This is a genomic window from Rhizobium sp. P2_G2 (genome assembly GCF_056403555.1).
The window spans coordinates 20,589-35,315 of sequence record NZ_JBFUFF010000074.1 but is presented as its reverse complement, the minus strand read 5'-3'; the positions used below and the strand labels follow the sequence as shown (position 1 = coordinate 35,315).

Annotated in this window: 15 protein-coding genes; 7 read left to right on the top strand and 8 right to left on the bottom strand. The window is 60.3% G+C overall.

The genetic code is table 11. The features are described 5' to 3' along the window. The 3 genes from AC1D06_RS31715 to ndk form a co-directional block, all read left to right on the top strand. On the top strand, nt 1–486 hold a 486-nt coding region (locus AC1D06_RS31715; RefSeq protein WP_477989885.1), incomplete at its 5' end, for an OmpA family protein. 25 nt (nt 487–511) lie between these two features. Next, nucleotides 512–1,846, top strand: coding sequence for a type VI secretion system protein TssA (locus tag AC1D06_RS31710; RefSeq protein WP_477876520.1), 1,335 nt, complete (start codon nt 512–514; stop codon nt 1,844–1,846). 182 nt (nt 1,847–2,028) lie between these two features. Continuing rightward, the gene (gene ndk / locus AC1D06_RS31705) at nt 2,029–2,451 is read left to right on the top strand and encodes a nucleoside-diphosphate kinase (protein ID WP_477876521.1); all 423 of its coding nucleotides are present in this window, start codon (nt 2,029–2,031) and stop codon (nt 2,449–2,451) included. On the opposite strand, the gene AC1D06_RS31700 is transcribed toward ndk, so the two are convergent. The 3 genes from AC1D06_RS31700 to AC1D06_RS31690 form a co-directional block, all read right to left on the bottom strand. Beyond that, nucleotides 2,418–3,962: a hypothetical protein gene (locus tag AC1D06_RS31700; protein WP_477989884.1), complete on the bottom strand. Its 1,545-nt coding sequence runs from the start codon at nt 3,960–3,962 to the stop codon at nt 2,418–2,420. The genes ndk and AC1D06_RS31700 overlap by 34 nt on opposite strands. Nucleotides 3,963–4,101: 139 nt before the next feature. Next, nucleotides 4,102–4,593, bottom strand: a complete 492-nt coding sequence (locus AC1D06_RS31695) for a hypothetical protein (RefSeq protein WP_477876576.1) — start codon at nt 4,591–4,593, stop codon at nt 4,102–4,104. Between the two features lie 5 nt (nt 4,594–4,598). Further along, a complete protein-coding gene (locus AC1D06_RS31690) occupies nt 4,599–5,159 on the bottom strand; it encodes a CGNR zinc finger domain-containing protein (protein ID WP_477989883.1) in 561 nt (186 codons plus the stop codon). Nucleotides 5,160–5,208: 49 nt separating this feature from the next. On the opposite strand from AC1D06_RS31690, the gene AC1D06_RS31685 reads away from it, so the two are divergent. After that, on the top strand, nt 5,209–6,120 hold the full coding sequence (locus tag AC1D06_RS31685) for a branched-chain amino acid ABC transporter permease (RefSeq protein WP_477989882.1): 912 nt from the start codon (nt 5,209–5,211) through the stop codon (nt 6,118–6,120). A gap of 149 nt (nt 6,121–6,269) precedes the next feature. Here AC1D06_RS31685 and AC1D06_RS31680 read toward each other — a convergent pair whose 3' ends face one another. Further along, nucleotides 6,270–7,082, bottom strand: coding sequence for a phytanoyl-CoA dioxygenase family protein (locus AC1D06_RS31680; RefSeq protein ID WP_477989881.1), 813 nt, complete (start codon nt 7,080–7,082; stop codon nt 6,270–6,272). Between the two features lie 86 nt (nt 7,083–7,168). Here AC1D06_RS31680 and AC1D06_RS31675 point away from each other — a divergent pair, with 86 nt between their 5' ends. Beyond that, complete coding sequence (locus AC1D06_RS31675; RefSeq protein WP_477989880.1) at nt 7,169–8,065, top strand: LysR family transcriptional regulator; 897 nt, start codon at nt 7,169–7,171, stop codon at nt 8,063–8,065. 111 nt (nt 8,066–8,176) lie between these two features. On the opposite strand, the gene AC1D06_RS31670 is transcribed toward AC1D06_RS31675, so the two are convergent. The 4 genes from AC1D06_RS31670 to pgsA are packed head-to-tail and all read right to left on the bottom strand — an operon-like array spanning nt 8,177 to nt 9,909. Next, a complete protein-coding gene (locus AC1D06_RS31670; protein WP_477989879.1) occupies nt 8,177–8,593 on the bottom strand; it encodes a DUF4279 domain-containing protein in 417 nt (138 codons plus the stop codon). Between the two features lie 5 nt (nt 8,594–8,598). Then, on the bottom strand, nt 8,599–9,063 hold the full coding sequence (locus AC1D06_RS31665; RefSeq protein ID WP_477989878.1) for a molybdenum cofactor biosynthesis protein MoaE: 465 nt from the start codon (nt 9,061–9,063) through the stop codon (nt 8,599–8,601). Nucleotide 9,064: 1 nt separating this feature from the next. Further along, the gene (gene moaD / locus AC1D06_RS31660; RefSeq protein WP_477876528.1) at nt 9,065–9,322 is read right to left on the bottom strand and encodes a molybdopterin converting factor subunit 1; all 258 of its coding nucleotides are present in this window, start codon (nt 9,320–9,322) and stop codon (nt 9,065–9,067) included. Beyond that, nucleotides 9,319–9,909 carry a CDP-diacylglycerol--glycerol-3-phosphate 3-phosphatidyltransferase gene (pgsA, locus tag AC1D06_RS31655; protein WP_477989877.1) on the bottom strand — a complete coding sequence of 197 codons (591 nt, stop codon included), beginning with the start codon at nt 9,907–9,909 and terminating at the stop codon, nt 9,319–9,321. Before pgsA ends, moaD begins: the two co-directional genes overlap by 4 nt. Nucleotides 9,910–10,152: 243 nt before the next feature. Here pgsA and AC1D06_RS31650 point away from each other — a divergent pair, with 243 nt between their 5' ends. Continuing rightward, on the top strand, nt 10,153–10,809 hold the full coding sequence (locus tag AC1D06_RS31650) for a hypothetical protein (protein ID WP_477876530.1): 657 nt from the start codon (nt 10,153–10,155) through the stop codon (nt 10,807–10,809). A 408-nt stretch (nt 10,810–11,217) separates the two neighbouring features. Further along, on the top strand, nt 11,218–14,700 hold the full coding sequence (gene dnaE / locus AC1D06_RS31645) for a DNA polymerase III subunit alpha (protein ID WP_477989876.1): 3,483 nt from the start codon (nt 11,218–11,220) through the stop codon (nt 14,698–14,700). Nucleotides 14,701–14,727 lie beyond the last annotated feature (27 nt).

Here is a 14,727-nt window from a genome sequence, read left to right as displayed (position 1 = left end):
GGCGATGTGAAGACCTACACATCCGATGATGTCGTCAATTTCATGCTAGCCCAGAAGAAGGTGCTGGCCGACGCCAGGAAATCCGGCGCGACGCGCTCGGTCTGCATAGGCTCGGAGGAGGACTGCGGCGCCAAGACGCCGAAGGTGGCCGGTTTTGATCTGGTCGTCAATTTCGATATCGACTCTGCCAATCTTCGGCCGGAGTCGAAGGTAAACCTCCTGAAGGTGGCGGCCGCCATGAAGAATGCCGCGCTCGCCAGCGATGGTTTCCGCATCGAAGGGTTCACCGACGCGCTCGGCACTCCGAACTACAATCAAAGATTGTCAGAGCGGCGCGCCAAGTCGGTCGAACAGTTCCTCGCCGAGAACCATATCAGCGCCAAACGGATGCAGGCCGTCGGCTTTGGCGAGAAGCAGTTGCGCAACAGCGCAGATCCGTTTTCGGCTGAAAATCGCCGGGTCGAACTGAAGCTCAAGGCAGACTGAGCCCACATTGACCCAGGACGCATCGATGCTGCTGTCGCTATGTCTGACGCCCGTCACGGAGGATCGTCCGTGCGGGCCGGATTTGAGCGAGGAAGACGGCGAATATCTGAATTACACCATCACCGCTCCTGACCGCCTCCCCGGGAAATATGTTTCCCCGGGGACCGGTCAATTGTTCGATCCGGCGTCGATCAAGATCGCCGCGGAGGAGAAGCCGATCTTCTCCCTGCTCAAGCGCAGCAAGGACCTGCGGCTGATCGCGTTATTGGCGCAGTTCAGGATATTGAGCGGCGATCTCGGCGGTTTTGCCGAATGCCTGGAAGCGGCCGCCGAATTGCTCACGACATGGTGGGCGGACGTGCATCCCGCGCCCGACAATGGCGATGTCGAGATGCGCGAGCTCGCGCTCTCCGTGCTGAGCCATCCCGTGCGCGTGATCGCGCCGATCAACTATCTCCGCCTGTTCTACGACAGCAAGCTCGGTTATGTCATGCTCCGCCATTACCGGATCGCCGGCCGTCCCGAAATGGCCTATCCCGGCGAGGAGGTCCCGGCGCTCAACGACGTCACGAAGGCCGTGACCACCGAGGAGGTGCGTGAAGAGGTTGGGAACATCCTCGCCGATGCAGGGCGCTGCCGAGCGGCGCTTGCCACCATCCTCGAAATTTGGTCGACCAATGCGCCGAGTGCGCCACCGCCCAATGTCGCGGAAGTCGACAATGTTCTGGTGTCTCTCGAGACCTTCCTGAAACTGGGCGCTGGGCAGGGAAGGAAACCTACGGCCGGCGGTGCCGCGCCGGGTGCGGAGCAGAAAGCCGATGCGGCTTCCACAGAGCGTTCGGGCCTGATGCAGGCCGTCCGTTCGGTGTTCCGGACTGACCCGGAGCGTGCCAAGGCGCTCAAGATCAAAAGCCATGCCGAGGCAAAGGCGGTGCTTGTCCGGCTCGAAGAATATTTCCAGACCAGGGAGCCGTCCTCGCCCTCCGGCCTGCTGGTCCGGCAGGCCCGCATGCTCGTGGGGCGGCCGCTGATCGAGGCGCTGGAGGCCCTGGCACCCGCCAAGGTCGAGGCCATGATCATCCAGGTCGACAAGGCATCAGGCTTCAACCTCGGGGTGGCCAAGATCCGCGCCTTGAGCGCGTCGGATAATGCCGATACCCAGGCCTGGGAGACCAAAGCCTCGGCGTCCACGGTTCCGATCGAAAGCCGCGAGGACGTGTTCCTGGCGATCGAGACGGTCGAGGAATTTCTTTTCGAAACCGAGCCATCCAGCCCCGTCCCGATGCTGCTCTCGCAGGCGCGCTCATTCATGAGCAAGGACTTTGCCACGATCATGCGGGAACTGCTCGAGAAGCCCTGAAAGACCTGAGCTGTCTGCCGCACCATCTGCTTCCGATATCGGCCCGCCGATCCGGCGTCTTTGTGACAAGGCCGTGAAAATCAGCCTTTTCAGCCGCTTCTGCCGCACCGCCTCTTGTCTTCGCGGACGAAGGCGGCTATGCACCCCGCCACCTGAAGAAACCAATATGAGGACTATAGGACATGGCGATTGAACGCACCTTTTCGATGATCAAGCCGGACGCCACCAAGCGCAACCTGACGGGCGCTATCACGAAGATGCTCGAAGATGCCGGCCTGCGTGTCGTCGCCTCCAAGCGCGTCTGGATGAGCCGCCGCGAGGCCGAGGGTTTTTACGCCGTGCACAAGGATCGCCCGTTCTTCGGCGAACTGGTCGAGTTCATGTCCTCCGCTCCGACCATCGTGCAGGTGCTGGAAGGCGAGAACGCCATTGCCCGTAACCGCGAAGTCATGGGCGCCACCAACCCGGCCAACGCTGCCGAAGGCACCATCCGCAAGGTCCATGCTCTCTCGATCGGCGAAAACTCCGTGCATGGCTCGGATGCTCCCGAGACTGCCAAGGAAGAGATTGCCTATTGGTTCTCCGGCACCGAAGTCGTCGGCTGAATCCAGTTCTGAGGCTGTTGCCTCAAGTCATTGGAAATTTTCAAGAACCGGGGCGCAGGCGCCCCGGTTTTTTGCTGCGGCACGATCTCGAAGCGGTATAGCGACGTATTGCGCAGGAATATTCCCTCGCCGGGAAAATACAGGCTGCTGTCGCAGAGCCGGTCGAGACGGCTGATGAAATCCGCCGCCAGGCGGTCCCTGAAGCCATCGTTCTTCTCCATGGCGATCAGCTTCAGCAATTGCGGTGCGTCGCCCTTGGCGTAAAGCAGGTCCGCGACCATTCCGCGCAATGCGAAATCCGTATCCAGGCCATCCGGCGCGCCATTGCCTCTGATCGCGACGGCCACTGCTCGCCATTTCGGCCAATCCGCCTTCAGCGTGTCGCTCGCCAGACCGGGTACGCCAGGAAATTCGCCACCTGCTCCCCTGAGCCAGGGCCCGATCGCCTCTGCCGCCAGCATCGTGTCGAGGATGTCGCCAACACTTCCCTGGAGGTAGTGTCGGCTGTTGATCCGCATCTGCTGCATTCTCTGCACCATCAGATGCGGATCATCCGCTGCGGATGCCGCCGCCAGCGCACGATAGCTCATCAGCCATCCCTGTTCGACGGGACCGTCGGGCCGGAGCGCGTGGCTGTCATAGGCGGCCTTGAGCTTGATCGCGGCGCGCGAGCCGTAGACCGGTTCGAACTTGAACTGCCCCAGATATTGGTAGATGAGGCTCGGCCCGGSCACGAGCCACGCCGCCGCCGCCGTTCTCTGTATGAACCGGCGCTGCATCGCTCCGTTGGCGCCGTTCTTGGGATTGGGCAAAGCCGCGTTCTCAAAGCGCATCGCGGAGAAGGTGATGAAGTTGCCCTCGAGGTGAAGATAGCCGAGCGTCTGGAAATGGCGTCGGAGGAAGCCAGTCCAGGCTTCGTAGCTGGGTAGGGATGCGTAGAGTTCTCCCGCCAGCACGATGGCGCCGGAGCGGTCGGCGATATCTGCGAGCCGCTGCCGTTCCGCGGGGCCAGCTTCGACGAACGGCAGGGCGAGCGGCAGCAGGGATCCTTGTTCGGGATGCGGAGAAACGCCCTTCGTCATATTGACCGCCAGATCGTACCGCCCTGCTTTGGCAAGCGACCGCATCAGAGTCAGGTCGAATGCGTTCGGATCGGCATCATGCATTCGGTTGCCGATCCTGAGCATCGCTTCATCATAGCTCGTCGTCGAAAGATAATAAGCAAAGGCAAATCCAGATGCGCCCGCCGCGCCTCCGCTGATCATGTGATCGAACATTGCCTCAATGGCCGGCGGACTCATCGGGGCGTAGTACATCTTGAGGAAGGCGGCATCGCGGGCATAGAAGCGTGCGACAGCCGGGTCGTGGGCGCCGAGATCCCGGAGCAGCACATCCGCCAGATTGACAATGGTGCCTTTGTGGGCGCAGGCCTTGGTCTGGGCTGCCGTCGCCGCGATCGGTGCGACGCAAAGGCCGACAAAGAGCAAAAAGGCCTTGAATTTCAATTCCATACTGGGGTCCTCGGGCACTTACGAGGGCCAAATCTAACACACGTATTGTTGGGGCTGACAGATGTGTTCAGGCAAAATGCTGAAAATGTCGCGGGCTTGATGTCTTCAGGGTTCACTGGGCCGGCTTCATATTCTCGTGTCAGCTTGCCTTGCATTTCTCCCGGAACTTGGTCGTGCCGTTCTTGTTGAAGGCATCGGGGTTCTTGTCATAGGCCGGGCCTTCGACCAGCGACTCCGCCGGCATGACAGTCTGGTCGAGCGTCGAGGTGAGCGTCGTGTCGAGCACCTGCAATTGCTTGCCATCGGGATCATTGAGCACGATATGGATCTTGTAGGGCTTGCCGGCCACAATGCAGCTGGCATCGGGACTTTCGATATCGATGCGCGACATTGCCGGAAACACTTTCTGCTCGCTGATCAGCGGCGCACCACCGGCCGGATTTTCGAACTCGACCCGGACGACGGAATTGTCCGGCGTCGCCTTCAGCCGGTTGAGGTTGAGCGCGTAATAGGCCTTGGCAAGGCGGATGTTGAAGATGAAGATTTTGCCCTGGACGGAAATATATTCGGTCGTCTCGCGCTGGCACGCGGACGAAAGCGCCAGCGCCATCAGGGCCGGCAACAGCAGCATCTTTCTCACCGCACACCTTCCWTCGTCCTGTGATAATAGAGCCGCGCCTTGGCGCGATTGCCGCAGACGGTCATGTCGCACCAGTTACGGCTGCGGTTGCGGCTTTTGTCGAGAAACAGCCATTCGCAGTTCGGGCAGATTTTCAGCCGCTCCCGCTCTTCCAGGCAGATCAGCTTCAGCGCCGAACGCGCCGTGGCAAGATCGACGGGGCAGGGTGACGGTGCCTCGGGATAGGCGCGGATCGTCTCGGCAACCCGTTCCRGCAGCTCCGCCATCTCCGCGGGGTCGTCTCGCCTCTCGGCGACGCGACGCCGGAAGAAGGCGTCGATCCTCTCCCTCAGCGCAATGAACGCTCCTCTGCGCTCCGGCGCCACCGTGGCAAAGCCGGGAAATTCCTCGCGTTCAGCCGAAAGCTTCTCAGCTGCATCGGCAAAAGCCTCGAACTGCGACGGCAAGGCAAAGCGGTCGGCGCGGCGCTTGTCGTCGAAGCGCATGATGACACTGTTGGCGACATCGAGCGCCAAGGCGCCGCCGGCAAAACGATGAGGGGTCCAGATAAAGCTCATGGCGGAAATTATAACTGGTAAATCGCATTTTACCAGTTATAATTTTTGCATGATAGCCAGCGCCGATCTCGCCTATTTCCTGCAGCAATTGTTGAATGCCGCCCCCAATGCGGCGCTCTATGCCATGCTGGCCTTCGGCTATTCGCTGAGTTTCGGCCTGTCGCGCCGCGTCGATTTCACCCCCGGCGCGCTGTTTGCCTTTGCCGGCCAGCTCTTCGTCTATTTCACCGCCTTCGGCTATGACAGGCTGTGGCTGATCTACCCAGCAGCCTTGGGTGTAGGGGCGTTTGCCGCGACGGCCTACACGCTGCTGACCGCATCACTGGTCGGTGACAAGGTCATCCGGCCGCTGTCCTTCGCCTCGCCCAACGCGGTGATCATCGCGTCTCTGGCGGTGATGATCACGCTGATGGAACTGGTGCGGATCGCGGTGAATGCCCATGATCTCTGGCTGTCGCCCTTCCTCAACGGCCGCATCGTCTTCTGGCAACTCGCCGCCTTTCCCGTCATGCTGACCCAGATCCAGATCATCAACACGCTGACCATGGCGCTGATCGTGCTTGCCGCCTCACTGTTCCTGGCGCGTAGTCCTCTCGGCCGCATCTGGCGCGCCGTCTGCGACGACGACCGTGCCGCCGAACTGCTCGGCATCAATTCCGGCGTCGTCGTGGTGATTGCCTCGATGGTGACAGCGGCATTCTCGGCCGTGGCAGGCGTCATGGCGACCGGCTATTTCGGCTCGATGGATTTCGGCTCCGGCATGATGTTCGGCCTGAAAGTGGTGATGATCGCCGCCATCGGCGACCAGTCCTCGCCGGCAAAATCGGCGGCCGGTGCTGCCGTGTTCGGCTTGGTGGAGACCTTTTGGGGCGCCTACATGGCCTATATGTGGCGCGATTTTGCGATGTTTTCGATGTTGGTGGCGTTGGCGGTGCTGCTGAGGCAGGAGAGGCGGATTTAGTGGCGGGACCATATGCGTCAGTCCCGTTGAAAGCCTCTTAGGCGGTGGGTTCGGTCATGGATGTTGGGCCGGCCCTCGAGCGGACAGAGGCCAACGATGTCCTCATCGCGCCACTAGCGGACAAACTGAGACCATTAGCATGTTCGTCTTCAGGTTTCGACGAAGTCGCCACCGCGGAGATACGGAAACCAGTCGGAGCGGAGCCGCTGCCCGGCTTGCATATCATGGCCCGGAAATGGCGGCGAAGTGCGGCCGGGGCGTTCGACATACCTCGCATCGTCGCCGACGAGGCGCAGCGAAAAGGCCCGACGGCTCAGACCGGATGAATTTCCGCGCGCTCCATGGAGCGTGAGAAAATTGAAAGCCACGGCGTCTCCGGGTTCCATCTCCCATTCACGGATCGTCATGCCTTCCGCGTCGGGATCGGGGACCGGCATGTATTCGCCCGGATCGGGATAGAAATTGGTCTCGGAAAGCCATCGTGTCGGCAGCACCTGCTTTTCCCAGAGATGGGAACCGGCCACACACCGAAGGCTCGCCTCTTTTACGGGATCGAGCGGCGACCAGAAACTGACGGTCTGTCTTCCCTCGACAAAATAATAGGGACCGTCCTGATGCCAGGGCGTCGGTTTGGAAGTCTTTGCTTCCTTGACCAACACATGGTCATGAAACATCTGGACGGTCTCCGATCGCATCAGTGCGGCAGCTGCTTCGGCAACAGCCGGCTGGCGGATCACATGTGCGAACTCGGGAATGCGCTCCCAATTGCAGTAGTCGTCGAAAAACCGGCCGCTGTCCCCCGGCTTGAGGTTCTCGGAAGCGTAAGGTCCCGGCTCATCCATGTTGCGCTTGATGCCCGCCCGCAGTTCCTCGACCCAAGGCTGAAAAAGACCCTTGATCAGGACGACGCCCTCTCGCTGATAATCCTCGATGTTCTGGTCCGTAACGAGCGATGCCGACATAAGTGCCTCCGTGGTTCGATGTTGACAACGGTAGATCGCGATTGACATAAATTCCAATAATACTTCTTCATGCCCGGTATTGTGAAATGTTATCCATTACGCTTCGTCAACTCGAATATGTCACCGCCATCTGGCGACACAGCGGCGTCTCGTCCGCAGCGGTAGCACTCAACGTGTCCCAGCCCGCCTTGTCGGTCGCGCTCGGCCAACTTGAAGCGGAATTGGGCAAGCCGCTGTTCCTTCGTCGATCGGGTGGACCGATGATCCCCACATCTTTCGGACGAGACTTCCTGGAAGGCGCGTCCCGGATCGTCGGCGATACGCAACGCCTGATGACAGGCGATGTCGTCGAAACCGGACAGCCTGTCGTTCTCGGCTTCTTCGAAGACCTCGCGCCGCTTTTGCTCGCGCCAGTCCTTTCACATCTTGGAAGGGTTTTGCCCGACATCCATATACATCCGCTGCTTGGCGACTTTGAGGATGTTTCGTCGGGATTGGGAAAATCGGGGCGCATGGACTTTGCAATCACATACGACCTCGGCCTCGATGACGCCTATATCCGAAGCGAACTCCTCCGCTTGCCAATTCAGGCGGTGGTGTCTGCGGATCACCCGTTTGCGCATGCCGGAGCAGCGACGATGGCGGAGGTTGCCTCTGCGCCGATCATCGTCACCGACCAGGGCTTAAGCAAAACCCATATGTTGCGGGTGTTCAGCGAACGAGGTCACCGGCTCTCCATTGCACATATGGCTGGCACGATGGAGACGATGCGAAGCCTTGCCGCCAATGGACTGGGGGTCGGGCTTTCCTATACGCGGCCGAAGTCCGAGATTACCTATGACGGCAAGGCGGTCCGGCAGGTGCCGATCACCGACGCAGCCGTCACCGAACCGATCATACTGGTCTCCCATCGAGACAATGCTCTGTCGGGCAACGCCGAGAGGACGCGCGATGCCATCATGGGGATGGTTCTTGAATTGTGATAGCGCCGATTCAACGGGTTTGGGCCAAGATGACGGCACGATCGAATGGCGGCTTAGGGCCACACGTCGTCACCTGGCGCTGGCTAACTTGTCGCCTGGCCTTCGGCGAAATCACTCTTCTTCTGCGAGGCTGTAGATATCGCATTCGAGAGCCAATCCCCGCGCACCCAGCATGGAAAGCGTCTGCGGCATCAGACCCATGCCTTCATTGACGCTCCCTAGAAGCAGTCCAGCAAAGATATGGCCCTTGTAGCGCCTGGCAATATCCTGCCAGATCTGAAGGTCACCGCTGAGATCGACCAGCAGCGTGTTGATCTGCCGATCGAGATCGCCCGGAGTGAGCTGGCCGGCATTCAATATCCAGATGCCGCTCCGAGCGATGAATTCCCTTCCCTTCGGCGTCTGCCGGATCGATCCCTTGCGAGCGCTGGTGCTGGGTTCTGCACCGAGCTTGCTCGATAACTCATCCGGATCGAGATCATCGCCAGTGAAGCGAAGGGATGCGGCCGTGCTGTGGAGTTCACCCACGTGGCCTATTCCCACTTCCGGACGGCCGTGTCATCCGCATCCTTCGCGCTGACCCAGGCACCTTCGGCGCCGCCAACTGCATGTTCCTTCTTCCAGAACGGTGCCGACGTTTTCAGGAAATCCATGACGAAATTGGCGGCATCGAAGGCCGCCTGGCGATGGCTCGATGCTGCGACGACCAGGACGATATTTTCGCCTGGCGCGATCTTTCCGTAACGATGGATCGCCGTCAGTCCCTTGAGCGGCCAGCGCTCGGCCGCAAGCTGGCAGACGCGCACAATTTCGGACTCGGCCATGCCAGGATAATGTTCGAGTTCCAGCGCCGAGAGCCGCCCGTCCTCGTCGCGGCAGAGGCCGGTGAAGGTTACGACTGCACCGATATCGTGCCGCCCGGCCGTGATCCGCGCCGTCTCGGCGGCGATGTCGAAATCCTCCGCCTGCACCCGGACATGCGGTTCGAGGCTAGACATCTCAGCCGCCCGTCATCGGCGGGAAGATGCCGATTTCGCGCGCCCCGGCAATCCGTTCATCCTGTTCGGCATGTTCCTGGTCGATTGCGACGCGGATCACCCTGTCGTGTTCCAGTGCAAGTTCATATTCTTCGCCGAGCGTCTTGAGATGAGTGAGCAAATCACCCACGGTCAGCACGCTCGGCGGCAGTTCGATCGTCTCGCCGGACTTGCCGATCCGTTCGCGCACCCAGGCGAAATAAACCAAGTCGACCTTCATTCGTCTTCATCCACAATATGCTTGAGCCCGGCGCGAAAATAGTCATAGCCGGTATACATGGTCAGGATCGCCGCGATCCAGAGCAGGATGATGCCGATCAGTGTCGCATGCGGCAGCACTTTGTCGCCTGCGGGGCCGGCGAGCAGAAAGCCGATGGCGACCATCTGCGCCGTGGTCTTCCACTTGGCGATCCGGGTCACCGGTACGGAAACCTTGAGTGCTGCCAGATATTCGCGCAGGCCTGAAACCAGGATTTCGCGGCAGAGAATGATGATCGCCGCCCACAGCGACCAGCCGGCAATCGTGCCGTCGGCAGCGATGAGCAGCAACACGGCCGACACCAGCAGCTTGTCGGCGATCGGATCGAGCATCTTGCCGATATTGGAAGTCTGCTTCCAGATGCGTGCCAGGTAGCCGTCGAGGRAATCGGTGATCGAGGCCACTGCAAATAGGCCGAGGGCGGTCCAGCGGGCAAAATCCGTGCTCTGCAGCGAACCTTCGATATAGAAGCACAGAACGATCAGCGGCACGGCGATGATCCGGCCATAGGTCAGCATATTCGGGATGTTATAAGCGCGCTTTGCCATGTGTTCTGTCTTAGACTCGCAATTGCTACCAGATGATGGCTTCAGGCAATGAAGGTCAAGCCCGGCCGGGCGCGCGCTCCCCTCGCGGGCAAAATAGGCAGGCGCGCGTTCGCTTTCAAATGCATTTGCGTCAAGAATCATGTTTTTTTGCCGGTGACTCCAGATTCGCACAATTAGGGCTCCGGCAACTTGTTTCGCGTAGAATCATAACGCGCCCGCGGGATATGGCGCTGAGGGAAAACAATGAAATTGGTTCTGGCTGGGCTGACCGCTTGTCTTGTCGCGTCATCGGGAATGGCGCATGCCGGTGATGCCCTGTCGTTCGACAAATATTGGCTAACGCCGACTGTCAGCACGCTCGGTGTCGGCATCGAAGGGGGTTACCGCTGGAACGAATATTGGGGCGGTCGCCTCAGCCTCAATGGCGGTGCCTTCGACTATGTCTACCACGACAAGGATGCCGACCTGCACAACCATGTCTCGTTGTTGAGCGCCGGCGCGACGGCCGATTACTATCCCTTCGCCGACGATTTCCGCGTCTCCGCCGGTGTGCGGCTGTCGGACAGCAAGGTTAATGGCCGGATGAAGAACCTCGTCAAGCGCGGCAAGCATTTCAGCATCGTCATCGACGATCCGCTGACCACCTACACGGCGCGCCAGAATGCCATCCAGCCCTATCTCGGCATCGGCTATTCCGCCCAGATTAACGAGCGCACCTCGCTCAGTTTCGATCTAGGCGCGCTCTATGCCGGCTCGCCAAGCCTGAGCGTCGATTCGCATGCTGAAAAATTCGGTTTCACCAAAGGCCAGATCGACCGCGAGATCGACCGTGAACGCGACCGCATCTCCAAGTTTACCTTTTATCCCGTCGCGCAGATCGGTTTGAACTTCCGCTTCTGACCGACGCTGACGGACTTCAGGCTTCCTCCGCTCTATCTCCCTGACCGTCCGGTCTAATCGCGGGGGCGTGGGCCTATGTCCTTTGTCGCGATCGCCTCCAGGGCCGGTCGCTCGCTCCGCATTTCATCAATACTTTTTTAACCTTGCCCCTGTGGATAGCGTTGACTATGGAACATTAATAGAACATATAAGAAACATAACGGAACAGGAGGCAGAAATGAGCGAATTTCTTCGTGATATGGCAGCATTTACCTCGGTCGTCATGTTTGTGGCGAGCTTCGCCGTCGTAATGATGTCGTTCTGATCCTGTGGGGAAAATGCCTCGCTGCCCGGCCCAAGCTGGCATAGGACGATGGCACCCGCTACATTGGAGAGGAACGGATTCTCTTATGGTGCGGCATGGAACAGATGGACACGATCAGCGCCCTTTCAGGCCTCGCGGAAAGCCCGCAATTCGTTCATCTGAGGATCCATTCCGCCTATTCGCTTCTTGAAGGCGCCCTGCCGGTCAAGAAGATCATCGCCAAGGCCGTCGCCGACCAACAGCCGGCGCTCGGTCTGACCGATACCAACAACCTGTTTGCCGCATTGGAATTCTCCAAGACTGCCTCGGGCGAGGGGCTGCAGCCGATCATTGGCTGCCAGCTGTCGATCGATTTCGAGGAAGAGGCGTCAGAAGAGCGCAACGGACGGACCCAGCAGCCGAAAAAGCTGCCGGCGCTCGTGCTGCTTGCGGCGACCACTGAAGGCTACCAGCACCTGTCCGAGCTGGTAAGCCGCGCCTATATGGAAGGCGAGGGGCATGCCTCGATCCATATCAAGCGCTCCTGGCTCGGCGATCACATGCCGGGCGTCATCGCACTCACCGGGGCGGCAACCGGCCCGGTCGACATGGCGATGCGCGACGGCAACACGGCGGTCGCCGAACGCCGCCTGCAGCTGTTGATGCAGCTCTTCGGCGACAGGCTCTATATCGAGCTGCAGCGTCATGGCGCCTATGACCGGCAGCACGAGGCGAAGATGCTCGATCTCGCCTATCGCCTCGAGCTGCCCATCGTCGCCACCAATGAGCCGTTCTTCCCGACGGTGCAGGATTTCGAAGCGCATGACGCGCTGATGGCCGTGGCGCAAGGCACACTGGTATCGGACGACAATCGCTTCCGCCTGACCCCGGATCATTATTTCAAAAGCCGCAAGGAAATGGCCGCTCTGTTCGCCGATCTGCCCGAGGCGATCGAGAACACGATCGAGATCGCCCGCCGCTGCTCCTTCCTGCTGAAATCCGTCTCGCCCATCCTGCCGCGGTTTACCGGTGGCACAGGCGATGCGGAGGCAGCCGAGAAGGCGGAATCCGACGAGTTGAATCGTCAGGCCTGGGAAGGTCTCAACCACCGCCTCGCCTCCATCGGTCTCGCGGCCGGCTATAGCGAGGACGATTATCGCAAGCGGCTGGAATTCGAGCTCGGCATTATCGAGAAGATGAAATTCCCAGGCTACTTCCTGATCGTCGCGGACTTTATCAAATGGGCCAAGGCCCATGACATTCCGGTCGGCCCGGGCCGCGGTTCGGGTGCAGGCTCGCTGGTCGCCTACGCGCTGACGATCACCGATATCGATCCGCTACGCTTCTCGCTGCTGTTCGAGCGCTTCCTCAATCCCGAACGCGTGTCGATGCCGGACTTCGACATCGACTTCTGCCAGGATCGCCGCGAAGAGGTGATCCGCTATGTCCAGGCCAAGTATGGCCGCGATCAGGTGGCGCAGATCATCACCTTCGGTTCGCTGCAGGCGCGTGCCGCACTGCGCGACGTCGGCCGCGTGCTCGAAATGCCCTATGGCCAGGTCGACCGCATCTGCAAGCTCGTGCCCAACAACCCGGCCAATCCGACGCCGCTTTCCAAGGCGATCGAGGAAGAACCGAAGCTGAAGGAAGAGGCGGAAAAGGAGCCGGTCGTCGCCCGCCTGCTCGACATCGCCCAGAAGATCGAGGGCCTTTACCGCCACGCGTCCACCCATGCGGCTGGCATCGTCATCGGCGACCGGCCATTGGCGAAACTCGTGCCGCTCTATCGCGATCCACGCTCCGACATGCCAGTCACCCAGTTCAACATGAAATGGGTGGAGCAGGCAGGCCTAGTGAAATTCGACTTCCTCGGCCTGAAGACGCTGACCGTGCTCAAGGTCGCGGTCGATTTCATCGCCAAGCACAATGTCCATATCGATCTCTCGGCTTTGCCGCTCGACGACAAGCTGACCTATGAAAAGCTGTCGAGGGGCGAAACGGTCGGCGTGTTCCAGGTGGAAAGCGCGGGCATGCGCAAGGCGCTGCTCGGCATGAAGCCGGACTGCATCGAGGACATTATCGCCCTGGTGGCGCTCTACCGCCCAGGCCCGATGGAGAACATCCCGGTCTATAATGCCCGCAAGCACGGTGAGGAAGAGATCGAATCCATCCATCCGACGATCGATTACCTGCTCAAGGAGACGCAGGGGGTCATCGTCTACCAGGAACAGGTGATGCAGATCGCCCAGGTCCTGTCGGGCTATTCGCTCGGCGAAGCCGACCTGCTGCGCCGCGCCATGGGCAAGAAGATCAAGGCCGAGATGGACCAGCAGCGCGCGCGCTTCGTCGAGGGCGCGGTGGCCAACAAGGTGCCCAAGGCCCAGGCCGACGTGATTTTCGATCTGCTCGCCAAATTCGCCAATTACGGCTTCAACAAATCGCATGCGGCCGCTTATGCGGTCGTCTCCTATCAGACGGCCTATCTCAAGGCGCATTATCCGGTGGAATTCCTGGCGGCGTCGATGACGCTCGACATGGCCAACACCGAAAAGGTCAACGACTTCCGCCAGGATGCCAAGCGGCTCGGCATCAAGGTCGTGCCGCCGTCGGTACAGACCTCGTTCCGCCAGTTCGAGACCGGCGACAACTGCATCTACTTCTCGCTCGCCGCAATCAAGGGCGTCGGCGAGGCTGCCGTCGAGCACATCGTTGCCGCCCGCGGCGAAAAACCCTTCGCCAGCCTGGAGGATTTCTGCCTCCGGACAGACCCGAAGCTAATCAACCGACGTGTCTGGGAAAGCCTGATCTCGGCCGGCGCCTTCGATTGCTTCGGCATCGACCGGGCGCTCCTGGTCGGCAATCTCGACCGGGTGCTGGGTTATACGCAGAAGGCTGCGTCCGACAAGGTGAGCGGCCAGATCGACATCTTCGGCAATGCCGCGAGCGGGCCGGAAAAGATCACATTCCAGCCCACCACGCCCTGGATGCCGTCCGAAAAGCTGATGCGCGAATTCCAGGTCCTCGGCTTCTACCTGACGGCCCATCCGCTCGATGCTTATGTCAAAACGCTGGAAAAGCTGCGCGTCCAGACCTTCGCCAATTTCGCCAATGCGGTGAAGCAGGGCAAGGCGCCGGGCCGGCTGGCCGGCACGGTGACCAGCAAGCAGGAGCGCAAGACCCGTACCGGCAATAAGATGGGCATCATCGCCTTCTCGGATTCATCGGGTCAGTACGAAGCGGTGATGTTCTCCGAAACCCTGGCGCAATACCGCGATATGCTCGAACCCGGCAAATCCTTCATCATCGGCGTTGAAGCCGACGAACGCCCGGAAGGCATCGGGCTCCGAATCCAGACCGTCCAGTCGCTGGAAGAAAAGTCGGTGCAATTGCAGAAGGCGATGCGCGTCTTCCTGCGCGATTCCACGCCGATCCGGACAGTCGCGACGCATCTCAACGCCAAGGGTGAGGGCCTAGTCTCCTTCATCATCATCAAGGATAGCGGCAAGAAGGAGATCGAGGTGGAGCTGTCGGAGAAATACCGGATTTCCCCGGAGATCGCCGCAGCACTCAGGGCCAGTCCCGGCGTTGTTGATGTGGAACTGGTGTAGTCCGGCTAAGCCTGCCGTTTGATCCTG